At 56.9% G+C, this 22,484-nt stretch carries 21 protein-coding genes; 9 read left to right on the top strand and 12 right to left on the bottom strand.

What is annotated here, in order from left to right:
* Window positions 1-33: 33 nt before the first annotated feature.
* The 7 genes from ACR0DH_RS10870 to ACR0DH_RS10840 all read right to left on the bottom strand — a co-directional run bounded on the left by ACR0DH_RS10870 (window position 34) and on the right by ACR0DH_RS10840 (window position 8,137).
* Window positions 34-612 (bottom strand): holin family protein, encoded by a 579-nt coding sequence (locus tag ACR0DH_RS10870; RefSeq protein WP_480549349.1) that lies wholly within the window; start codon window positions 610-612, stop codon window positions 34-36.
* Window positions 603-1,214 (bottom strand): holin-associated N-acetylmuramidase, encoded by a 612-nt coding sequence (locus tag ACR0DH_RS10865; protein WP_480549351.1) that lies wholly within the window; start codon window positions 1,212-1,214, stop codon window positions 603-605. The genes ACR0DH_RS10870 and ACR0DH_RS10865 overlap by 10 nt, the downstream gene beginning before the upstream one ends.
* A 151-nt stretch (window positions 1,215-1,365) precedes the next feature.
* Window positions 1,366-1,812 (bottom strand): cytochrome c maturation protein CcmE, encoded by a 447-nt coding sequence (ccmE, locus tag ACR0DH_RS10860; RefSeq protein WP_480549353.1) that lies wholly within the window; start codon window positions 1,810-1,812, stop codon window positions 1,366-1,368.
* Between the two features lie 7 nt (window positions 1,813-1,819).
* Window positions 1,820-2,848, bottom strand: a complete 1,029-nt coding sequence (argC, locus tag ACR0DH_RS10855) for an N-acetyl-gamma-glutamyl-phosphate reductase (RefSeq protein WP_480549355.1) — start codon at window positions 2,846-2,848, stop codon at window positions 1,820-1,822.
* Between the two features lie 94 nt (window positions 2,849-2,942).
* Window positions 2,943-3,752 (bottom strand): glutamate racemase, encoded by an 810-nt coding sequence (locus ACR0DH_RS10850; protein ID WP_480549356.1) that lies wholly within the window; start codon window positions 3,750-3,752, stop codon window positions 2,943-2,945.
* Between the two features lie 8 nt (window positions 3,753-3,760).
* Entirely contained in the window at window positions 3,761-4,639 is an 879-nt protein-coding gene (locus ACR0DH_RS10845) for a lysophospholipid acyltransferase family protein (protein ID WP_480549358.1), read from the bottom strand.
* Window positions 4,640-4,717: 78 nt separating this feature from the next.
* Window positions 4,718-8,137 carry an indolepyruvate ferredoxin oxidoreductase family protein gene (locus ACR0DH_RS10840; RefSeq protein ID WP_480549360.1) on the bottom strand — a complete coding sequence of 1,140 codons (3,420 nt, stop codon included), beginning with the start codon at window positions 8,135-8,137 and terminating at the stop codon, window positions 4,718-4,720.
* A gap of 169 nt (window positions 8,138-8,306) precedes the next feature.
* Between ACR0DH_RS10840 and ACR0DH_RS10835 the strand changes: the two genes are divergently transcribed.
* From ACR0DH_RS10835 to grxD, 6 genes are all read left to right on the top strand, one after another.
* A complete protein-coding gene (locus ACR0DH_RS10835) occupies window positions 8,307-9,215 on the top strand; it encodes a LysR family transcriptional regulator (RefSeq protein ID WP_170536933.1) in 909 nt (302 codons plus the stop codon).
* Between the two features lie 278 nt (window positions 9,216-9,493).
* Window positions 9,494-11,761 carry a mechanosensitive ion channel family protein gene (locus ACR0DH_RS10830; protein ID WP_480549362.1) on the top strand — a complete coding sequence of 756 codons (2,268 nt, stop codon included), beginning with the start codon at window positions 9,494-9,496 and terminating at the stop codon, window positions 11,759-11,761.
* A gap of 186 nt (window positions 11,762-11,947) precedes the next feature.
* Window positions 11,948-14,107, top strand: coding sequence for a phosphoribosylformylglycinamidine synthase subunit PurL (purL, locus tag ACR0DH_RS10825; protein WP_480549364.1), 2,160 nt, complete (start codon window positions 11,948-11,950; stop codon window positions 14,105-14,107).
* 142 nt (window positions 14,108-14,249) lie between these two features.
* The gene (locus tag ACR0DH_RS10820) at window positions 14,250-14,486 is read left to right on the top strand and encodes a BolA/IbaG family iron-sulfur metabolism protein (protein WP_039530494.1); all 237 of its coding nucleotides are present in this window, start codon (window positions 14,250-14,252) and stop codon (window positions 14,484-14,486) included.
* Window positions 14,483-14,644, top strand: coding sequence for a hypothetical protein (locus ACR0DH_RS10815; RefSeq protein ID WP_480549366.1), 162 nt, complete (start codon window positions 14,483-14,485; stop codon window positions 14,642-14,644). Before ACR0DH_RS10820 ends, ACR0DH_RS10815 begins: the two co-directional genes overlap by 4 nt.
* 275 nt (window positions 14,645-14,919) lie before the next feature.
* Complete coding sequence (grxD, locus tag ACR0DH_RS10810) at window positions 14,920-15,282, top strand: Grx4 family monothiol glutaredoxin (RefSeq protein ID WP_480549368.1); 363 nt, start codon at window positions 14,920-14,922, stop codon at window positions 15,280-15,282.
* A gap of 7 nt (window positions 15,283-15,289) precedes the next feature.
* On the opposite strand, the gene ACR0DH_RS10805 is transcribed toward grxD, so the two are convergent.
* The 3 genes from ACR0DH_RS10805 to ACR0DH_RS10795 are packed head-to-tail and all read right to left on the bottom strand — an operon-like array spanning window position 15,290 to window position 16,889.
* Window positions 15,290-15,640, bottom strand: a complete 351-nt coding sequence (locus ACR0DH_RS10805; protein WP_480549370.1) for an MliC family protein — start codon at window positions 15,638-15,640, stop codon at window positions 15,290-15,292.
* Window positions 15,637-16,032 (bottom strand): cell division protein ZapA, encoded by a 396-nt coding sequence (locus ACR0DH_RS10800; RefSeq protein ID WP_480549372.1) that lies wholly within the window; start codon window positions 16,030-16,032, stop codon window positions 15,637-15,639. Before ACR0DH_RS10800 ends, ACR0DH_RS10805 begins: the two co-directional genes overlap by 4 nt.
* Window positions 16,032-16,889: a hypothetical protein gene (locus ACR0DH_RS10795; RefSeq protein ID WP_480549374.1), complete on the bottom strand. Its 858-nt coding sequence runs from the start codon at window positions 16,887-16,889 to the stop codon at window positions 16,032-16,034. Before ACR0DH_RS10795 ends, ACR0DH_RS10800 begins: the two co-directional genes overlap by 1 nt.
* A 236-nt stretch (window positions 16,890-17,125) precedes the next feature.
* Here ACR0DH_RS10795 and tkt point away from each other — a divergent pair, with 236 nt between their 5' ends.
* Complete coding sequence (tkt, locus tag ACR0DH_RS10790; protein ID WP_480549376.1) at window positions 17,126-19,147, top strand: transketolase; 2,022 nt, start codon at window positions 17,126-17,128, stop codon at window positions 19,145-19,147.
* Window positions 19,148-19,196: 49 nt separating this feature from the next.
* On the opposite strand, the gene ACR0DH_RS10785 is transcribed toward tkt, so the two are convergent.
* On the bottom strand, window positions 19,197-19,997 hold the full coding sequence (locus ACR0DH_RS10785; RefSeq protein ID WP_480549378.1) for a thioesterase family protein: 801 nt from the start codon (window positions 19,995-19,997) through the stop codon (window positions 19,197-19,199).
* A gap of 86 nt (window positions 19,998-20,083) precedes the next feature.
* Window positions 20,084-21,055, bottom strand: a complete 972-nt coding sequence (locus ACR0DH_RS10780; RefSeq protein WP_480549380.1) for a DUF808 domain-containing protein — start codon at window positions 21,053-21,055, stop codon at window positions 20,084-20,086.
* Between the two features lie 183 nt (window positions 21,056-21,238).
* Between ACR0DH_RS10780 and gap the strand changes: the two genes are divergently transcribed.
* Together gap and ACR0DH_RS10770 are read left to right on the top strand one after the other, a co-directional pair.
* Window positions 21,239-22,240, top strand: a complete 1,002-nt coding sequence (gap, locus tag ACR0DH_RS10775; protein WP_480549382.1) for a type I glyceraldehyde-3-phosphate dehydrogenase — start codon at window positions 21,239-21,241, stop codon at window positions 22,238-22,240.
* A 72-nt stretch (window positions 22,241-22,312) separates the two neighbouring features.
* A complete protein-coding gene (locus ACR0DH_RS10770) occupies window positions 22,313-22,456 on the top strand; it encodes a hypothetical protein (protein ID WP_480549384.1) in 144 nt (47 codons plus the stop codon).
* Window positions 22,457-22,484: the final 28 nt, after the last annotated feature.

Raw genomic sequence — 22,484 nt, 5'->3', positions numbered from 1 at the left:
TTCGCCAAATTCTTCCGAACATAGTGTCGCGGCTCAGGCGTGCCTCAGCCGTTTCCATTCGGTCAAGGCCGGATTGTCATCCGCTTGTGCGACCTCAATCTGCAAACCCGCATCCGGGCCCGGATCAGCAATGCCAGGGCTGTCACTGCGCATCTGAGCCAGGCTGCGCAAATTGGCCAGCACCTTGGGTGCACGCATCATCGTATCCGAAATCTCACGCTGCAGCTCCTGCGCCTTGGCCTGATGGCGCGCGCCGAAATAGAACGAAACGATCACGCCCAAAAGCCACCAAAGCGGTTCCGGCACCAGTGCAATGCCCTGCATCCGAGCAGCAAACCACAAGGGATCGATCATCGCGGCCACGAACAAGCCCAACGTCCCCAAAGCCAGTGCCGGGCGGGGCAAACGGTTCAAACCATCCATAAACCGGTCAAAAGCACCCTTGCGCGGCACTTGAAACTCGGCCCAGAACTGCGCCATCGCCTGGCTTTGAACCGTCATTGCCCGCTGCGCACCCTCTTCGGCGTTTTCCCGAAAAACCTCTGCCGTTTCACGCACAACATTGCGCCCGCCACCAAACAGAAAACCCAGAATGCCCGATATCAGCCCCATGCTGCGACCCTTTCCTCAAACTGCGCGTCGGTCAGGTGGTACTTCGAAGAAAGGAACTCCTCGGCGCGTTTGATCCACCCCCCTTTGCCTCCCGCACGGCCACGCGCATATTTGCGCGAGGCAGGCCTGCGATCGGCCAAGCGAAAATAGTAGTTCCGTCGCGCCACCCCATATGCATCGCGCAAGGCTACCTCCCCCGGCAGGGCCGCCTGCGCGCAGGCGCGAGTGGTCTGCGGCCCGATCACGCCGTCCACTGAGACGTCAAACCCCATCTCGCGCAGCAAACGCTGCAGGATTTTCACGGCCTGACTGCCCGCATTGACATACATGTCAAAAACCGACGCATGCAGCACGACGGGCAACGCTGAAATCCGAGGTTTTTCAAAGTAATGCCGCACAAAGATATCTATTGCTTGCGGCTTGCTCAGCGCCCTCACGTCGCGTGTGTCAATCTGCCCGTCACCCGTCAGATCAAGTCCCAACCGCCGCATGGTGTGAATAGTCACACCGTAATTCGTCGCACCACCTGGATCATCTGGATCATCCACAAATCCACCTTCGCGCGCCACAATCTCTGTCGCTATATCCCGAACCGTCTGCATGTCGTCCCCCGAATGCTCTGTCAGGTGAAACGGTCCATCAGTAAGCTTAATATCCTCAAACAACACAGGGCGCTGCCCGCCCTTCGCGCGCAACGCCCGTTGTTCTTCTGTTCAAAAATACCTCCGCCGGGGGCACGCAGCAGCGCTGCGTTTAGCCTTCGCTTGGCTCTTGATAAACGCCTTGTTCTTTCAGCGCGTCCATCACCTCTTTCGGCATATAGGTCTCGTCATGTTTGGCCAGGATTTCAGTCGCTTCAAACACACCGTTCACGTAACGCCCGGTCCCGACCATGCCCTGGTTTTCCGAAAACAGATCGGGCAATACACCGGTAAAGGCCACCGGCACGCTTTCGCCACCATCGGTCACGACAAAACGAACAGTCTCGCCCTGCCCACGCTGGATCGAGCCTTCCGCGACCAGGCCGCCAATCCGGAAAACTTCCGTAGGCTCGGGCGGCTCGGCAATCACTTCGCTGGGGGATCGGAAGAAATTGATCCCATCTTGCAAGGCCCACCCAATTAACGCCGTTGAGGCCGCCAAAGCAACCACCGCGACCAGAATAACCTGTATCCGACGACGTTTCTTGAGCGATTTCATACCGTCCTCACGGGAAAAGCGGGGCCATCATCAGGCCTTTGGTTTCGTCCTCACCTAACATCAGATTGGCGTTCTGCAAGGCCTGACCGCTGCTACCTTTTGTCAGGTTATCCAGTGCCGCAACCACGATCGCGCGCCGCTCGATCCGATCCGCCACCACGCCGATATGGCAGAAATTCGAACCGCGCACATGGTGGGTCGATGGGGCCTCGCCCATTGGCAGCACTTCGATGAAGGGCTCGTCCGCATAGGCCTTCACAAGCGTTTCATAGACGCTTTGCGGATCGCCCTTTAGGTAGCTGGTCGCAAGAATACCTCGGTTGGCCGGGATCAGGTGGGGTGTAAATTGTATATGCACGGTCCGGCCAGCAAGTCTGGAAAACTCCTGATCGAACTCCCCCAGATGCCGATGCGTGCCTCCGATAGCATAGGCATTTGCACCCTCGCTCAATTCAGCATGCAACAGGTTTTCCTTAAGCGAGCGCCCTGCCCCCGACACCGCGCATTTCAGGTCCAGAACGATATCGTCCAGATCAATCACTTCGGCGCTGATCAGCGGCCGCAGCACATATTGCCCGGTTGCCGCGTTGCACCCCGTGCCAGCGACCAGCCGCGCAGTGCGGATGTCGTCCCGGTAGAACTCGGTCAGACCATAAACAGCCTCTTCCTGCTGCTCCAAAGCACTGTGCGGGTTACCGTACCATTTCTCGTACTCATCTGGGTCCTGCAGCCGAAAATCTGCAGACAAGTCGATGATCTTCAGGTTTTTTGGCAGATCCCGGATCACCTCCTGACTGGTCTTATGAGGCAAGGCGCAGAAACACAGATCGATCTGCGAAAAATCGATTTCCGAGATTTTGCATAGATCCGGCAGGTCCATATGGCGCAGATGTGGAAAAACCTGCGCCATAGACAGCCCGGCTTTGCGCTCGGCGGCCAGGGCAACGATGTCCATATTCGGGTGCTCGGCAATCAGCCGCACCAGTTCAGCGCCAGTATAGCCCGAGGCGCCCAGAATTGCGATTTTATGGGTCATATCAGACCTCTTCTTAACTTGTGTCACGAGATGTGACCGCCGATGTGACGGTCTTTATATTCAGAATTTCGAAAAGGATGCGCCTTGACCTAAGTCAGGCCGCCTCGAACGTGATTTGTCGTCGGAGGAATTGCGTGGCCCGGTCGCTGACAAACCCGGGCTTACCCGTGGTCAGGAACCCGCCGCCGCCCTCGCCCAGCATATTGGGGTGGCGCTGCAGATAGTCCGCGAGGCTTTCGGCAACCAGATCACCCTGGCTGAACACTTGCACATCCGGGCCCAAAGCCGCCTGAAAGGTTTCGGCCATAAGCGGATAATGTGTACAGCCCAGAATAGCGGCCTGAGGCTCTGGCATTTTCCGTTTCAACGCGTCCACGTGGCTGCGTACCAGTGCCTCGGCCAGGATCATGTCGCCATCTTCAATGGCATCAACGACACCACCGCAGGCCTGAGCCTCGACATCCACGCCAATCGCCCGGAACGCCAGTTCACGCTGAAACGCCCGGCTTGAAACTGTGGCCGGCGTCGCAAACAGCGCCACATGTTTCACAGCGACCTCGCGCGGCGGAGAATTATCGCCCCATTGCCGTTCTGTCAACGCCTCGATCAGGGGCACAAAGACGCCCAGAACCCGCTTGCCCTCGGGCACACCGGCCTCCTGCATCCGCCGCAGCGCCGCCGCACTTGCGGTATTGCAGGCCAGAATCACCAGATTGCAGCCGCGATCCCACAGATCGTGCACCGCCTTACGGGTCAACTCATAGATATCGTCGGAATCGCGCACGCCATAAGGCGCATGCGCACTGTCCGCATAATACAGGAAATCAACGTCCGGCAGGTGTTTCTGCGCGGCGTTCAAGACGGTCAGACCGCCCAAACCGGAATCAAAGATGCCTACTGCCATTTGCCCCTTCAGGCGCGATGCCGTTCCTCGAATTCATAGCCGTAGTCATAAGACTTCAACGGCTTCGGAGACAGCTCATACGTGGCTTTGCGCAGGAAATCCATCATCTTGCGCGTATCCTTGCCAAGCGGGTCCAGAACGTCACGCCCGATCGGCTCGCCAATCACCACTTTTACCGGGGTATCGACGCGTTTCTTGAACTCTTTGATCAAAAGCCCCATGCGCAACGTGTTGTGTAAATGGCTGGCGATCTGGAACAGGCGCGAGGTGTGGCCGTCAAAGAACACCGGCACAACGGTGGCATTTGATTTAGCCACCATCCGCGCGGTGAACCCGCGCCAGCCCGGATCCATCGGATAGGCAAACGGGTTGACTGCCGTGCTGACCGTCCCGCCCGGGAAAATGCCAATCGCCCCGCCATCGCTCAGATAGTTCAGCGCAGTTTTGCGGGTTTCTAGGTTCAGCTTCATCGCCTCTTTCGTCTCATCGAATGAGATCGGCAGGATAATGCGGTTCAGCTCTTCGGCCTTACGGAAAACCCGATGCGCTAGGATGCGAAAATCTCCACGCATCTCGGACAACATGTGCCCCATCATCAATCCGTCTAGGATGCCATAGGGATGGTTTGCAATCAGGATCAGTGGACCGTCTTTGGGGATGTTCGACAACGCCCCACCAACAACATCCAAGGTCAGACCGTAGCGTTCAACCATAACGGCCCAGAAGTCACGCCCGCTGGCGACGTCTTTTTCGTACCCATCCGCACGTTTGATCAGGCGGATCCGACCAGTTGTATTTTCCATAAGCTTTATGACCATCCGGCCACCCTTGGTTTCGGCAGAATGGGCATAAGAAATGTCACGAACGACATGACGGCGCGAGGGCATCTAAGATCTCCGGTATTTCGCCTGCATTATAAATTAAGCGACACTTTTGCCTAGCTCTTGTGACAGATTTGTGACGCCTCATTCCGCCGCAGCGCGCAATTCGGGGCCTCCGCTGCGGATGCTTGCCAGCAATTCTTCGCGCCTTTTTGCAGCATTGGCCTCATTTTCCAGCAAAACAGGGCCGAAACCTCGGATTTCCAGCGGTAAACGCGCCAAGGCTGCAATGGCGTCGTGCGTGTCCTGCGATAGCAGAGGCAGAACCTGTTTCATGTCACTTTCATATTGCTTGATCAGCGCACGCTCCATCCGTCGTTCAGCGGTATAGCCAAAGATATCCAGCGGCGTGCCGCGCAGCGTTTTCATCCGGGCCAACAATTTCAATGGCCCCATCATCCATTCGCCAAAGGCGCGTTTTCGGGGTCTGCCATTGCCATCCGTCCCGCCCAGGATTGGAGGAGCCAGGTGGAAGGTCATTTTGAAATCGCCGTCAAACTCTGCCATGGCCTTGTCGCGACTGCTCAGCAACAACCGTGCAACTTCATATTCATCCTTGTAGGACAACAGCTTATGATAGCCTTTCGCCACGGCTTCACGCACCGATTCATCCTGAATGTCATCGACCAGCCTGCGGTAGCGTTTGCCCAGACGGGCCGATTGGTAATCGGTCAGATGCTGGGCCCTGAAATCGATCATTTGATCCAGAGTCTTTGGCAACTCAGCAACAGACGGTGCCAGCACCGCCTGTGCCTCTGCCGGAAACAGAACCGCCCATCGGCCAAAATCAAAAGCGCGTTTGTTGCGTTCAACCGCGGTGCCGTTCAGTTCGATCGCAGCCATAATGGCCGAATGGCTGACGGGCAAGATGCCCCGCTGCCAAGCGGCCCCGAATACCATCATATTTGAGTAGATCGAATCCCCCATGACGGTTTTGGCCAGATCGGTCGCGTCAAACAGGCTCACCCCATCCTTCAGACGTGCCTGCAACGCCAGTTCCAATTGATCGCTGGGGATGCGGAACTCGGTATCGCGGGTGAAATCGCCTGTCACCGTTTCGTGGTTGTTCACCACGGCGCCGGTTTGATCCGTCCGCGTCAGGCCCAGCGTCTTGGCCCCAGCAGAAACAACCAAATCACCACCAATCAGCGCATGCGCCTCGCCCGTGGCCACACGAATGGCGCTGATATCTTCGGGTGTGTTGGCCAAACGGCAATGGATGTGGACCGCGCCGCCTTTCTGAGCAAGACCGGCCATCTCCATCATGCCGGCCCCCTTGCCGTCGATCTGCGCGGCCTGCGCCAGGATAGCCCCCAGCGTGACAACCCCGGTGCCTCCGACGCCAGTGATAACGACGTTATGGGTCCCGTTGATTTCGGGCAGCTTCGGCATTGGCAGATCGGGTAGATCAAGCTGCTTTGTGGCTTCTTTCCGGATTTTCGCACCTTCCAGCGTGACGAAAGACGGGCAGAACCCGTTCAAGCACGAGAAGTCCTTGTTACAGCTGGATTGGTCAATCGCACGTTTGCGACCCAACTCGGTCTCTTTCGGCACGATCGAGACGCAGTTGGATTGCACACCGCAATCGCCACAGCCCTCACAGATATCGGTGTTGATGAACACGCGCTTGTCCGGATCTGGGAATTCGCCGCGCTTCCGCCTGCGACGTTTCTCGGCAGCACAGGTCTGCACATAGACGATGACCGAGACACCCTCGATCTCGCGGAACCGGTCTTGAACCTTCATCAACTCTGCGCGTTTAAAGCTTTCCACGCCCGCAGGCAACGCGTTCAGGTTCACGTCTTCCTTTTCGTCATAGACTAGTGCGACATGCTGAACGCCCATGGCCTTGACCTCAGCCACGATCCGCTCGGCGGTCAGATCACCTTCGTTCCCCTGCCCACCGGTCATAGCGACCGCGTCGTTGTACAGGATCTTGAACGTCATGTTCGTTCCCGCCGACAGCGCCGCCCGGATCGCCTGAACGCCCGAATGGTTATACGTCCCATCGCCCAGGTTCTGGAACACGTGCTTGGTGGTCGAAAACGGTGCTTCACCGATCCAGTTCGCGCCCTCACCCCCCATCTGGGTGAAACCGGTCGTCTCTCGATCCATCCACTGCACCATGTAGTGGCAACCGATGCCCGCATAGGCGCGACTTCCTTCGGGTACTTTGGTCGAGCTGTTATGCGGACAGCCCGAACAGAAGTACGGCAAACGCGTTGCGATTTCCTGTGCATTGTCGGCTCGGCGCGCCTCGGACAGTTTTGACAGACCGGCGCGCACCCCGTCTGTGTCGCGGCCTTCTTCGATCAGAATCTCGCCCAGCTTCTCGGCAATCATGATCGGATCAAGCGCGTCTCGGGTCGGGAACAATTCTTCCCGATGCAGCGCGCCCGCACCGCCTTTGTACCAGCCATAGACCCGGCGACCGCGACGATCGTCAAAGATGGCCTCTTTGACCTGAACCTCGATCAGTTTTCGTTTTTCTTCAACGATCACAATCAGGTCCAGCCCCTCTGCCCATTCATGGAAACTGGTCATATCCAGTGGGAAGGTTTGACCGACCTTGTAGGTCGTAATGCCCAGACGCTCCGCTTCTGCTTCATCGATATTCAACAGCGACAGCGCATGGGTCAGGTCCAGCCAGTTTTTGCCTGCCGCGACGAATCCGACCTTGGCACCGGGTTTACCCCAGACCCGTTTGTCCAGCTTGTTGGCCCTGCAGAACATTTCAGCCGCAAAGCGTTTGTAATCAATGACCCGTGCCTCTTGCAGATGCGGTGTATCGCCCAGCCTGATGTTCAACCCACCCTCGGGCATGTCAAAATCAGGCATGACCAATTGCATCCGATCCGGCCTGCCATCCACAACCGAGGTGACCTCAATCGTGTCTTTCATGGTCTTCAACCCGACCCAGACACCCGCAAAACGGCTAAGCGCAAAGCCATAGATGCCGTAGTCCAGAATTTCCTGAACGCCCGCCGGGCTGACCACCGGCATATACATATCGACCAGCGACCATTCCGATTGGTGCAACACGGTCGAGCTTTCGCCCGTGTGGTCATCACCCATGGCCATCAGAACGCCACCATGCTGCGCTGTGCCCGCCATATTCGCATGGCGCATCACGTCGCCGGACCGATCAACGCCCGGACCCTTACCGTACCAAAGGCCAAAAACCCCATCGTATTTGCCATCGCCACGCAGACCTGCCTGCTGACTGCCCCAAAGCGCAGTTGCGGCCAGATCCTCGTTCAATCCGAATTGAAAAGTCACATCGCTCTGGGTCAGGTATTTTTGCGCGCGCATCATCTGCTGATCGACCGACCCGAGCGGCGAGCCACGATACCCGGTCACCAGACCTGCTGTATTTAAGCCCGTTTGCTGGTCGCGTGCCTTCTGCATCAACATCAGCCGCACAAGCGCCTGCGTCCCGTTCAAAAGAACAGGTGATTTCTCAAGATCAAACCGGTCATTCAGCGAAATCTGTGGCTGACTCATCAGACGTCTCCCTTCGTCAGATCAGTGTGCTTTATCTTCGCGCATATTAGGTCACAATTGCTGACCTGTATAGAGTTTATCCACTGAAACCTAAGCATTTCGTGGTTTGTTTGTGGAACTTGTTACCTATTTCATATAGGTCTTCCCGAGGATAACGAAAGTTGCGGCGATGGATTGGGACAAGCTTAGAATATTTCACGCAGTTGCGGACGCGGGCAGCCTGACCCATGCAGGCGACAAGCTCAATTTGTCTCAATCCGCCGTGAGCCGCCAAATCCGCGCTTTGGAAGAATCACTCGACGCAACCCTGTTTCACCGCCATGCCCGCGGCTTGATCCTGACCGAACAGGGTGAGTTGCTGTTCGACGCCACCTCGGCCATGTCCAAACGTCTTGATACAGCAGCTGCCCGTATCCGCGACAGCGAAGAAGAAGTGTTTGGCGTTTTGCGCGTCACCACGACGTTTGGCTTTGGCACATTGTGGCTCGCCCCGCGCCTACCCAAGCTTTATGAGGAATATCCCGATCTGAACATCGACCTGATGTTGGAAGAACGTGTGCTGGACTTGCCCATGCGTGAGGCCGACGTGGCCATTCGCATGAAAGAGCCCAGCCAAGCTGATCTGGTACGCAAACGCCTTATGACGGTTCAGATGATGCTGTATGCAACGCAGGAATACATCGAAACCCATGGCGGGATGTTGAATGCACTGGAGGACATCAAGGATCACCGGCTGATCTGTCAAACACCTGCGGCCCCCCAGGTCGGTGCGAGTGCCTCGATGGTGCGGCATCTGATGACCTACAATCCGGGGTCACTTTTGACGGTGAACAACTACTTTGGTGTGCTTCAGGGCGTTTTGCATAATCTGGGAATTGGTGTTCTACCTGACTACGTGACCCAGGACTTCCCGCATTTGCTGCCGGTTCTGTCCGATATCGAAACTGCCGATGTCCCTGTCTATTTGGCGTATCCGGAAGAATTGCGGCATTCCAAACGTGTCGCAGCCTTCCGTGATTTCGTTCAAGATGAGATCATTGAACAGCGTAAGCAAATGAAAAGAATGGGTAAACTTTAGTTATGCGCTGACAGCATATCGGACATGACCAATCTACACACTGTTATTCCTTGAACGTTCACAAACTGCCACCTAAATGAACTCTCGAAGGCGGTGATGCTGAAACGCTCATCATCTTCATACCTCCCTGTTGGACTACGGCCGAGCTTAGTGCTCGGCCTTTTTTTTGGTTTAACGGCAGTTGCCCCCCTCAACGCGCGAATAAGTCTGGGAAAACAGATTGATGCACCTTATGATCACACAAAAATGATCCAGTTTTTGAGATCGAGGGAAAATTCATGCTCCATCCACTTCGCCTTATTTTGGCGCTGGCCTCAATCGTGTTGCTCAGCCTCCCGCTTCACGCGCAAGTAACCGGGACTTCAACGAGCGATACGTCGACCAGCGTAACAATTCCGGAAGACCTAACACCGGAACAAGTGGATGATCTTGTTGCGCGTATGTCAGATGACCAAGTGCGAGCGATCTTACTTGAGCGGCTAGATGCCGTCGCAGCTCAACAAGCGGAAACAGCTCAGGCTCAGAAGGGGTTGATCCAGAGTCTGGCAGACTCTGCCAGCTTAATGACCGCTTCCTGGGCGCAGGTGATCCGAAAAGTGCCACTCCTATTCACCAAACAGGCCGAGGCATTCACTAACTTTGGTAATAGTTTCGGCGCAAGCGGTCTGTTGACACTGTTTGGCTTCACTTTTCTTGCACTCGCTATCGGCTATGCTGCCGAAAAACTGGTCGGCCTTTGGACGCGACGCTACATCCGGGTTGTTGACGGAGACTCCTCGACCAATTTACGCGGCGCTGTTGTCTTTTTGTTCAAACGGTTCTGCTTTGAATTCCTCGGGTTGCTCGTATTCTACTATACGCTCATATTCGTCGGTCGGCAGTTGTTGAATGAACAACAAATAGCACAGGCCGCTCCGTTCGTATTCTATTTGATCTGGTTTCCAAGACTGGGAGCTGCGATTTCGCGGTTCATTTTGGCGCCCAAACAAAGCGCGTTGCGGTTGGTCAATGTCGACGATCATTGGGCCAAATTCCTGCATCGCAACTTGATCGGGCTGTTCTTATTGATCGGCTTTATGCTGTTCATCCTGGAATTCAACGCGCTAAACGGTGTGTTGCCTGGCGAAGCACGCCTTGGGTTCTGGCTGAACACTGGCATTCATATCTATATCGGTGTTATTGCCTGGCGCGCCCGTGATGGTCTTTCAGACATGATGCGTGGCTCTGACCCGGATCGCACCCGGTTCGATGAAGAAGTGGCCCGTTTCTACCCATACTTCGTCATCGCCGTCTCAGCCGGTATCTGGTTGCTGGTTGAGTTCCTGGTGACGAAGAACAGCCCAAAAATCTTCACGCTGCTGTTAAATGGCGCCCATTTCACGACTATGTTCTGGCTGCTGATCGCACCAGCATTGGATACGCTGATCCGTGGCCTGGTGCGGCATCTGCAGCCGCCGATGCTGGGTGACGGTCCTATCGCCTTACAAGCCTACAAGTCCACAAAACGAAGCTACATCCGTATAGGCCGCGTGCTTGCCGGGATTTTCGTGATCTTAATGATTGCAGATGCCTGGGATCTAGATCTTCAGGAAATCGCTGGCGGTCGAGGAGAATCGGGCAGCGGCCTCATCCAATTCTTCCTTATCATCTCAATAGGCTACATTCTGAACGAAGGTGTATCGCTATGGATCAACCGCCGCTTGGCGAAAGAGATGACAGCATCCGAGCAGAGCCCTGATGAAGAGGCTGGCGAAGGTGGTGGCGCTGGCGGCTCTCGTTTGGCGACCGTTCTGCCGCTGCTGCGCGTGACGGCTCAGGTTGCAATTGCAGTCATCTTCGCCCTTCTGGCCCTCGGGGCCCTTGGGCTGGATATCACACCGCTTCTGGCCGGTGCTGGTATCCTGGGCCTCGCCATCGGTTTCGGCGCGCAGAAGTTGGTTTCCGACATCGTCGGTGGGATTTTCTTCCTGATCGACGACGCTTTTCGTGTGGGTGAGTATGTCGATGTTGGTGGCACCACGGGTACGGTCGAGAAAATCTCGATCCGCTCGATGCAGTTGCGCCACCACCGTGGGCCAGTGCACACCATTCCTTATGGTGAGATTCAGAAACTGACCAATTACAGCCGCGACTGGGTCATCATGAAGCTGAAATTCACCGTGCCGTTCGATACGGACCCCAACAAGGTCAAGAAGATCTTCAAAAAGATCGGTGCCGAGATGATGGAAGACGAGACCCACAAGGATGGTTTCCTACAACCATTCAAGTCGCAAGGTGTGTTCGATTTTGACGATGTGGGAATGATCATCCGCGGCAAATTCATGGCCAAACCGGGCAAGCAGTTCACACTGCGCAAGGAAATCTTCAACCGGGTCAAGGCGTCGTTCAAGGAAAACGGTATCGACTTTGCCCGCCGCGAGGTACGCGTTGCGATCCCCGGGCTGGATGACAATGATGACCTGTCTGGCGAGCAAAAGGCTGCTATTGGCGCAGCGGCAGGAGCTGTTGCTCAGCAGGCCCAGCAACAGAAAGATCAGCCCAAATAAGCTGCAGATCATTCTGTGATCCAAAGATCAAACTCGGGGTCGCCATGAGGCGGCCCCTGTTTTCTTCAGACATCGCATACACACTCAAAATCCTGTCTCAATTGACAGAGCCGCCTTTCCTCTTCCCCCCGGCGGCTGCTTCCCCTAAAAGGCGCCAGACATTGCCATCTCGGGGACGGATACAGGATGCAAGAGCCAGCCATCACACCGGATTTGATTGCCGCACACGGGCTTAAGCCCGAGGAATACGACATGATCCTAGAGATCATCGGGCGTGAGCCAACCTTCACCGAGCTGGGCATCTTTTCTGCCATGTGGAACGAGCATTGCTCCTACAAATCGTCCAAGAAATGGCTGCGCACCCTTCCTACCGAGGGCCCTCAGGTCATTTGCGGACCGGGCGAAAATGCTGGTGTGGTTGATATTGGTGATGGTCAGGCGGTGGTCTTCAAAATGGAGAGCCATAACCACCCGTCATATATCGAACCCTATCAGGGCGCGGCGACCGGCGTTGGCGGCATTCTGCGCGACGTCTTTACCATGGGCGCGCGCCCGATTGCCTCGATGAACGCTCTGTCCTTTGGCGAGCCCGGCCATCACAAGACCCGCCAGCTGGTCAACGGCGTAGTCGAAGGCATTGGCGGCTACGGCAACTGCTTCGGCGTGCCCTGCGTGGGTGGCGAGGTTCGCTTCCACCCGGCCTATAACGGCAATTGCCTTGTGAACGCATTTGCCGCCGGTCTGGCCGACAGCGACAAGATTTTCTACTCGGCCGCCTCAGGCGTCCGCATGCCCGTCGTCTATCTGGGCGCGAAAACCGGTCGCGATGGCGTTGGCGGCGCGACCATGGCCTCGGCCGAATTCGACGACACCATCGAAGAAAAACGCCCCACCGTTCAGGTCGGCGACCCTTTCACCGAAAAGCGCCTGATGGAGGCGACGCTGGAGCTGATGCAAACCGGTGCCGTGATCTCGATCCAGGATATGGGCGCGGCGGGTCTGACCTGTTCTGCCGTGGAAATGGGCGACAAGGGCGGTCTGGGCGTGCGTCTGGATCTGGAAAACGTCCCCCAGCGCGAAGAGAACATGACGGCGTACGAGATGATGCTGTCGGAATCTCAGGAACGCATGCTGATGGTCCTCAAGCCCGAGCTTGAGGCCGAAGCCCGCGCCGTTTTTGAAAAATGGGATCTGGATTTCGCCATCGTTGGCGAAACCATTGCCGAAGACCGATTTCTGATCATGCATAACGGTGAGGTCAAAGCCGATCTGGTTCTGTCGAAACTCTCCTCAACCGCGCCGGAATATGACCGTCCGTGGGTTGCGACACCCGAGGCCGAAGACCTGGCCGAAGTCCCTCAGATCGACCCCATCGACGGGCTGCGCGCCCTGCTCGCCTCGCCCAATTACGCAAGCAAGCAATGGGTTTATGAGCAATATGACACCATGGTCATGGCCGACAGCGCCCGCACACCCGGGCTGGGCGCGGGCATGGTGCGTGTCCACGGCACCGACAAGGTACTGGCCTTCACTAGCGACGTGACGCCACGCTATGTCCGCGCCAACCCGATAGAGGGCGGCAAGCAAGCGGTGGCCGAAGCCTATCGCAACCTGACCGCTGTCGGGGCCAAACCGCTGGCCACCACCGACAACCTAAATTTCGGCAACCCCGAAAAGCCCGAGATCATGGGCCAGTTCGTCGGTGCCATTCAGGGCATCGGTGCAGCCGTTGGCGCGCTGGATATGCCGATCGTGTCGGGCAATGTCTCGCTGTACAATGAGACCGATGGACAGGCGATCCTGCCCACCCCGACCATTGGTGCGGTTGGCCTGCTCAGCCACAGCGATGAAATCATCGGCAACGAGGTTCGTGAGGGCCATGTGGCACTGGTGATTGGCGAAACCCTAGGCCATCTGGGCCAATCCGCCTTGCTGGCTGAAGTGTTCAACCGCGAAGATGGCGACGCGCCTCATGTCGATCTGGATGCAGAAAAGCGCAACGGCGATTTCATTCGCGCCAACCGCGATATGATCAAAGCCTGCACCGATCTGGGTGATGGTGGCCTTGCACTGGCAGCCTTCGAACTGGCCGAGGCCGCTGGCGTTGGCGTTCATCTTGATGAGGCCCCCACCGAATTCCTGTTCGGCGAAGATCAGGCCCGCTATCTGGTGGCCTGCAACTTTGATCAGGCAGAGGCGCTGATGATCGCCGCCGGGCAGGCCGGTGTTCCGCTGGTCTCGGTTGGCCGCTTCACGGGAGACACTGTGAAGATCGGCAGCTCTGATGCACCATTGGTCGATTTGCAGGACACATTCCGCAGCAGCTTTGAGGCGGCCGTCGCCTGATCACACGCGAGCAACGCGAACCAGCCTAATGCACTCCTGCGCTTTCGTGGCGCAGGATTTAGCGTCTTGGGCGATCCGTGCCATCTTGCACGCCCCCGCCCATCGCTCTACATCTTGGGAAAGACTTTCAGGAGTAACCTACATGCCGATGAGCGCCCACGAAATTGAAACCCTGCTGCGCGAGAGCTTTCCGAATGCGGAAATTCAGGTTGGCGGCAGCGATGGCGTGCATATGTCCGCCATGGTCGTGGATGAAAGTTTTCGGGGCAAAAACCGGGTGCAACAGCAACGGGCCGTTTACGCGGCATTGAAAGGCAAGATGGACGGCCCGGATGGGGAGCTGCACGCACTGGCTTTGACCACCAAGGTGCCTGAGTGAAGACGACGTTCTGGGACCTGCTCGCTGCTATTGTACGCTGGCGCGTTCCCAAACAGGATGGCAAGCCCCCCCTTGGTATGGAGGCGACAGATATCGACCTCGTGAACAAAATACAGGCTGAAAATGAACGATTGGAGCGTATCAATGGACGCGACTAGAATCTTGGTAGTTTAAAGGCAGAGATGGACCTTGGGTTGGGCATCATATTGGGCGGTTTTGTCGTTATCTCGATAACAGCGCTTTTGGCATGGAGCCGTTCCAAGAATGAGCCCAAATCGAAGCGAGGTTCCCTTCCGGGAATCGGATATCGCACCATTCATGCAAATTATGACTCAGGCGGGTCAGGAGGCGGACACTCCACTCAGTACCGCGTACCCAAAGACCCACAAGACTACGCCAAAGCGATGATGCCGAAGAGCAAAGGAAACGCGAAATGACCGATGTGAAAACCCAGATCGACGAAACCGTCAAAGCCAATGACGTTGTGCTGTATATGAAAGGCACCAAAGAGATGCCTCAGTGCGGTTTCTCATCCCGTGTGGCAGGTGTGCTGAACTACATGGGTGTGGACTATGCCGATGTGAACGTTCTGGCCGATGAGACGGTACGCCAGGGCATCAAAGATTACTCTGACTGGCCGACCGTGCCGCAGCTTTATGTCAAAGGCGAATTTGTCGGTGGCTGCGATATCATCACCGAGATGACCCTGTCCGGTGAGCTGGACACGCTGTTTGACGAAAACGGTGTTGGCTACAACAAAGACGCTGCAGACAAAATCCGCGAAGCGAACGCCTGACCTGGCCTTAGCGGCTGGAGCAATTCTGATAGATGACCTGCTCGTCGGCGGCACCTGAGGCCGCCGCGTAGCTTACGCTGGCATCCCACCCTTTTGAGCGCAGAATATAGGTTCCGTTGGTGTCCACGGATTCATACCGAATGCCCGAACCGCTTTCTACCTGACGCATCGAGACAAGGGTGTTGTCCAAAATCGTCGCCGCTGCGCCCGACCCGTCCGCCGCGTTAAAATAGGTCACCGGCAGCGGTACGCCATTCTCACAGGTGAAACTCACGGTCAGAATGTCGATCTCTGCCGATGCAAGTGACGCAGACAGTGTTAGAATGGCAGAACAGGCCAAAGAACGCATGAAGGTCATTGGGTTTTCTTCTCCTCGATCACCGAGGCCAAAGCCTCGGCCCGTGCGGCCAGTTCAGCCAATGTGTCAGTGACCGACGGGGGCACCACGGCCACCTCAACCCGTTCCGGTTCTGGCGCAGGTGCCGCGCGCAGCGTGTTCAACTCGGCCTCAACCTCGGTCAATTTGCGTTCCAAAACTTTGACCTTGTCATCCGTCGCGGCGGTTTTGTCGGCCAGCATCAAGCCCGCCATCAACAGCATCCGCGCCTCGGGCATCCGGCCAATCTGATCTGACAGAACCTGCGCTTCGTCATCCAGCATCTTGGCGGCAGTGTGCAGAAACGCCTCTTCCCCGTCCTGGCAAGACACTTCGAAACCACGTCCGCCGATATGAATGATCACTTCGGGCATTATTCTACCTCACCTTCTGCCAATTCCGCTTTGCTGAGCAGGGGCTCAAGTCGGGCCAGAATGGCATGCGCCTCGGATGCATCCGAGGCCTGTTTCGCGCGAGTAGCCTCCAATTCGGCGGCGGTGACCTGATCAAGCAGTTCGGCAACGGGCTGCCCCTGCTCTGCCGCCGCTCGAAGCTCATCAATCGCACTTTGAAGCGTCGCGTTCGCCTTGCGCATCCGCTGCAAATCGCTGTCCAGGCGCGACATCGCCGCCCCATGGCTGGCCCGTTCGGCACGCAGCATATCAAGCTCGGCGCTCAGGTCTTCCAGCCGTTCGGTATCGGCAAGTTCCGACCGCAACCGGCTGTTTTCCGCCTCAATCTGCTTGGATTGCTCTACGAGCCCACGCAACTCATCCAATTCTGCTTGAACCGGCGCTGTGTCGGCAAGCATATCCATTTCGGATCGAAGCTGCGCATTCTCAGTCTTCAATGCATCAAGTTCTTCCGAATTCTCCAGCGCCTCTTTGGCCTCGGCCAGTTCCAACCGGGCTGCCTCAACGCTTGCAAGCTTGGTCGATGCTTCCGCTAGCTGTTCGCGCAGCCCCTCAACCTCTGCGTTGTCACCAGACGAAGCCTGCGCCTGATCCAACTCAGCGCGCAGACCGTCCATTTCCTGATCATGACGTTCTTTCAGGGACTTCAGCCGCTCCTGCAACTGGGCATTGGCAACGCGCTCCTCATCAAGCGCGGTTTTCAGGCTATCATCGGCCGGTTCGCTGCCGGGGGCCGCGTGCTGCATGGCGTCGACACCTGCGCCGATACGCTCCATCGCGGCGATGATGCGATGCTGTAATTCCTCGATCTGGCTCATGCCCCTGTCACCTCTTTATCAAGGTTCGTTCTGTTACAGGGTGATCCGAATCAACTTCACCCCCCGCCTGCGCCTAGTCTAACGGAATGCGACGGAAAATACCCACTGTTTGGTTTCAACAACTTGGACCGCGCTGTTGAAGCATAAACCTTGTGCAAAACCCAGTTCTGCTTGCACTTTGAGGGGTGGATGTTATTGAGCGCGCAATCTGCTTGTAATCCGAAGGAACAACGCCCGTGGACCTGACTGCGCTGCGCAATGCCAACCCCGAACACTGGGACAAAGCTGCGGCCATCCGCACCCTGACCCTTGATGCCGTCGCCGCCGCAAATTCCGGCCATTCCGGTATGCCAATGGGCATGGCCGATGTTGCGACCGTGCTGTTCGAAAAGCACCTGAAATTCGACGCCGCAAACCCCGGCTGGCCCGACCGCGACCGGTTCATCCTGTCCGCCGGTCACGGCTCAATGCTGGTCTATTCGCTGCTCTATCTCACCGGCCACGCGGATGTGACATTGGATGAGATCAAGAATTTCCGCCAGTTGGGTGCCAAAACTGCGGGCCACCCGGAAAACTTTCTGATCAACGGTGTCGAAACCACCACCGGCCCGCTGGGTCAGGGCATTTCGAACGCTGTGGGTTTTGCCATTGCCGAGGAAATCCAGCGCGCCCACTACGGCAAGAAGGTCGTCGATCACTATACCTATGTCATCGCAGGCGACGGCTGCCTGATGGAAGGCGTCAGCCAAGAGGCGATCACTCTGGCCGGTCGCCACGAACTGGGCAAGCTGATCGTCTTCTGGGACAACAACAACATCACCATCGATGGCACCGTCGATATCGCCGACCGCACCGATCAGGTGAAACGCTTTGCCGCTTCGGGCTGGCAGGTGATTGAGATTGACGGGCACGACCCCGAGGCGATTGACGCGGCCATCACCAAGGCAAAAACGTCGAAAAAGCCGACGATGATCGCGTGCGAAAGCCATATCGCACTGGGTCACGCGGCGCAGGATACCTCAAAAGGTCACGGTGCACTGACGGATCAGGATCAGCTAAAGGCGGCAAAGGCAGCCTATGACTGGCCGCATGATGCGTTCGAAATCCCGGCCAATGTGAAATCTGCATGGGAAGCCATTGGTGCTCGTGGGGCCACCGAGCGTACCGCTTGGGAAGAGCGTTTCGCGCAGCTTTCCGAACGCAAGCAGGCCGAATTCAACCGCGCCTATGCGTTTGAAGCGCCCAAAAAGCTGGCCGGGGCCATCCGTTCGTTCAAGAAACAAATGTCGGAAGGCCAACCGAAACTGGCCACTCGTGCCTCGTCTGAAAAGGTTCTGAACGTTGTGAACCCGATCATGACCGAGACCGTTGGCGGCTCGGCCGACCTGACCGGCTCGAACAACACCAAATCGGCTGACATGGGTGTATTCCTTCCCGAAAACCGCAAGGGTCGTTACATCCATTACGGTATCCGCGAACACGGTATGGCCGCTGCGATGAACGGCATGGCGCTGCATGGCGGCATCCGCCCCTATGGCGGGACCTTCATGGCCTTCACCGACTATGCGCGCCCATCCATGCGTCTGGCCGCGCTGATGAAAATCCCGTCAGTCTTCGTGATGACCCATGACTCGATCGGTCTGGGTGAAGACGGCCCGACCCACCAGCCGGTCGAGCATCTGGCGATCAGCCGCGCGACGCCGAACACCTATGTGTTCCGCCCCGCCGACACCGTTGAGACCGCTGAAGCCTGGGAACTGGCGCTGACCTTCAAGGACAGCCCTTCTGTCCTGTCGCTGACCCGTCAGGGCGTGCCGACCGTGCGCAAGGATCACAAAGCCAAGAACCTGACCGCCCAAGGCGCTTACGTTCTGGCCGAAGCCGAAGACAAACGTCAGGCCATTCTGATCGCCACCGGGTCCGAGGTTTCGCTAGCGATGGAAGCCAAAGCGATGCTTGAGGCCGAAGGTATCGGCACACGCGTCGTCTCCATGCCCTGCATGGAACTGTTCGCTGAGCAAGATGAAGCCTACCGCAAGCGCGTATTGCCTGCCGGTGCCGTCCGCGTCGGTATCGAAGCCGCCGTACGTGCCGGTGGTTGGGATCGCTGGCTGCTGGGCGAACGTGGCCGCGAAGCCAAGGCGGGCTTCATTGGCATGTCCAGCTTTGGCGCATCGGCCCCTGCGGGTGAGTTGTACAAGCATTTCGGCATCACGGCCGAGGCGACAGTTGCGAAGGTCAAAGACCTGCTGGGCTGATCCCTGCCTGAAAACGTCAAAAGCCCCGGTCCGCACCGGGGCTTTTTTGTTAGACGAAGATAATCACAGACTGCATTCCGTCGACCAGCAGATCACCCTCGGTGTTCCAGACCCGCATGACCTGTGAGCTGTAGCCATCGCGCCCGGCGGTCAGTTGATGCTCCAGCAAGAACCACCCGTCACGCGTTTGAATATCCTCGTCCAACACATTGAAAATCCAATTCATTGACGAGTTTGGACCCGGTTTCTTTAGCGTTGGATAGATTGCAGGTGGCGGCAGATCGGCAACCGAAATTAACCCTTCCATCCGATCCCACATGCGCGGATCATTGTGTCGCGCCCAAAGACGCAGATATCCTTTCTCAGCACCCGAGAACGGCAATGCGCCTTCAACCAGCCGGACATCGAAGTTTTGAAGGAACGGGATAGGAGGTCTGGGCAAATCTGGCGGGAAATAAGGCCCCGTGTCTTCAGGTTCTTCCGCAGGTTTAGCCGGGCGGTCAAACGCGACATGGCTATCCTGAGGATGACCAAAGGAGAACGTCGCCATGGCTGCGACTTTCCCGTCGATCTGAGCGCGGGCATTGATGATGGTCACATTCCGCCCCTGCCGCAACACCTCAGTGCTGATGATTGGCGAAGTCCCAATCGGTGCGGTGAAATTCACCAAAGCCGAGCGCAAGGGCGGCAAATCCTTATGCTGCGCGCGAACCGCATCCAGCATCAGCGCAGAAGAGAATCCTCCGAAAGTAGTCCGGCCCTGCATCCAGTTGGATGACACGGGATAGCTTAGGTCATCGCCCTGCGGCGTTCGGCTTTCAAGAACCTCGGTTAGCGTATGAGACGACATTTGAGTTCCAGTTCTTGTGTTTCAGGTCACAGCCTACCTGCCGTTCGGCGTGCGGCCACAACGACCCAACGTCACAAACAGGATTTTCAGTGCTGTTTGCTAGATCCTGAAACCATCCCCATCAACGGTGCAACGATCCTGGTTGCCACCGGGATCAGCGCCAGCCCATAGACCAGACCGAAAATACCATCCATTGTTGCTTTGGAAATCCACTCGACTGCTCCGACCCATTGCTCGGATGCCATATGTCCCAGCGCATAGGCCCAATCATGAATGTGGTGACCCAGCCAGCCATAGCCCAACACTTCAAGCCCGTGAATCACAATCGACCCACCAACCCATAGCATGGCGGCGGTGCCGATGATCGACAACAGCTTCATCACTACAGGCATGGCCTTGACCAATCCGCGCCCGATACCACGCCCAATCGGCGTGGGCGCGTTGCCAGCCAGGAACAGCCCCACGTCATCCATTTTCACGATCAGCGCGACCGAACCATAGACGGCCACGGTCACCCCGATCCCAACAACGGCCAGGGTTGCCGCCTGCATCCACAGGTTCGGGGCCTCAATCGCTGCCAATGCAATGGTCATGATCTCGGCGGACAGGATGAAATCCGTCTTGATCGCGCCTTTGACCTTCTGTTCTTCCAAATGGCCTGGGTCGCGGTTTTTCATATCCTCGTCGATGACGTGGCTGCCATGGGGAAACAGCACGTGGAATATCTTTTCGGCCCCTTCGAAACATAAGTATGAGCCGCCGATCATCAGCAACGGCGTGATCAGCCATGGTGCAAAATTGGCCAACAACAATGCAACGGGCAGCAACAATATCAGTTTGTTAAAAAAGGACCCCCGAGCAATGCGCCAGATGATCGGCAATTCGCGCGCGGGCGCAAAACCCTGAACGTATTTCGGGGTTACTGCCGCATCGTCGATGATCACACCCGCCGTCTTGGCCCCAGCCTTGCCCGCAGCGGCGACAACATCGTCAACCGAAGCAGCCGCAACTTTGGCGATCCCCGCAACATCGTCCAAAAGGGCCAACAGACCGCTCATCGCGCTTCCTTTCCTGTCACCTGTCGCGTTTCGGACCCTACCTGATCCAACAGCTAGCGCAAGCGTTAGCGCAATCGGGTCAGGTTTGCGCTAACACCTTCAAAATATGCCATTTTTGCCCTTTTGAGACTCAGGTTTCACCGCTATATGGCCAACAACGCAAGCGCATTCTGGAGACATGTTATGACCATCAAGGTCGGGATTAATGGTTTTGGCCGTATCGGTCGCTGTACCCTGTCGCATATCGCCGCCTCTGGGCGCAATGATATCGAGGTGATCAAAGTCAACGCCACCGGCCCGCTGGAAACCTCGGCGCATCTGCTGAAATATGACAGTATCCACGGCCGTTTTCCCCGCGACGTCTCGATTGACGGAAACACCATGGATCTTGGCCGTGGCCCGATGCACATGTTCTCGACCTACGACATGAACGAGCTGGACTGGGAAGGCTGCGATGTCGTTCTGGAATGCACCGGCAAGTTCAACGATGGCACCAAAGCAAAAACGCATCTTGAACGTGGCGCACAAAAGGTTCTGTTGTCTGCGCCCGGCAAGAACGTCAACAAGACCATCGTGTTCGGCGTGAACCACAACACTCTGACCGCCAATGACAACATGGTCTCGAACGGCTCTTGCACCACCAACTGCCTTGCTCCGCTTGCCAAGGTGCTGGACGAAGGTGTTGGCATCGAACATGGCATCATGACCACGATCCACGCTTATACAGGCGACCAGCCAACGCTGGACCGCCGCCACAGCGACCTGTACCGCGCGCGTGCAGCCGCCATGTCGATGATCCCGACCTCGACCGGTGCCGCTGCAGCTTTGGGGGAAGTTCTCCCCAATCTGAGGGGCCGTCTTGATGGCTCGGCGATCCGCGTGCCTACCCCGAATGTTTCGGCGGTAGATCTGAGCTTCCGCGCCTCGCGCGATGTCACTGTCGAAGAGGTCAACGCCATCGTCGAAGAAGCCGCCAAAGGCCCGATGCAACGCGTTCTGGGCTTTGAGCCCGCTCCGCTGGTTTCGACCGATTTCAACCATACCGAAGAAAGCTCAATTTTTGCACCGGATCAAACTCGTGTGGTCGACAACCGCATGGTGCGTGTGCTGGCCTGGTATGACAACGAATGGGGCTTTTCCGTGCGCATGGCCGATGTGGCGGTTGCAATGGGTCGTCTTAACTGACCCTTTGCACATCGCTTGTACCTTCGGGCCTGCTCAGGTTATCTGGGCGGGCCTTTTTCGTTCGGGGAAAGAATGACAAATCAACTCGCTATATGGCTTGGGCTTCTGATCCTTGGCGTGGTGATTCTGGACTATGCACTGTTCGGCCCGGAACATTTGGTGTTTCTAAGCAAAAAGCTTTACGCGTTTCTGGACTGGCTCGCCTTCTGGCGTTGATCTAGGTTTTGCTTGACATTCGTGCCAA

This window comes from Ruegeria sp. I1, assembly GCF_056532675.1.
Note: the sequence above shows the minus strand (reverse complement) of the source record. Positions and strands in the feature narration are given on the sequence as shown.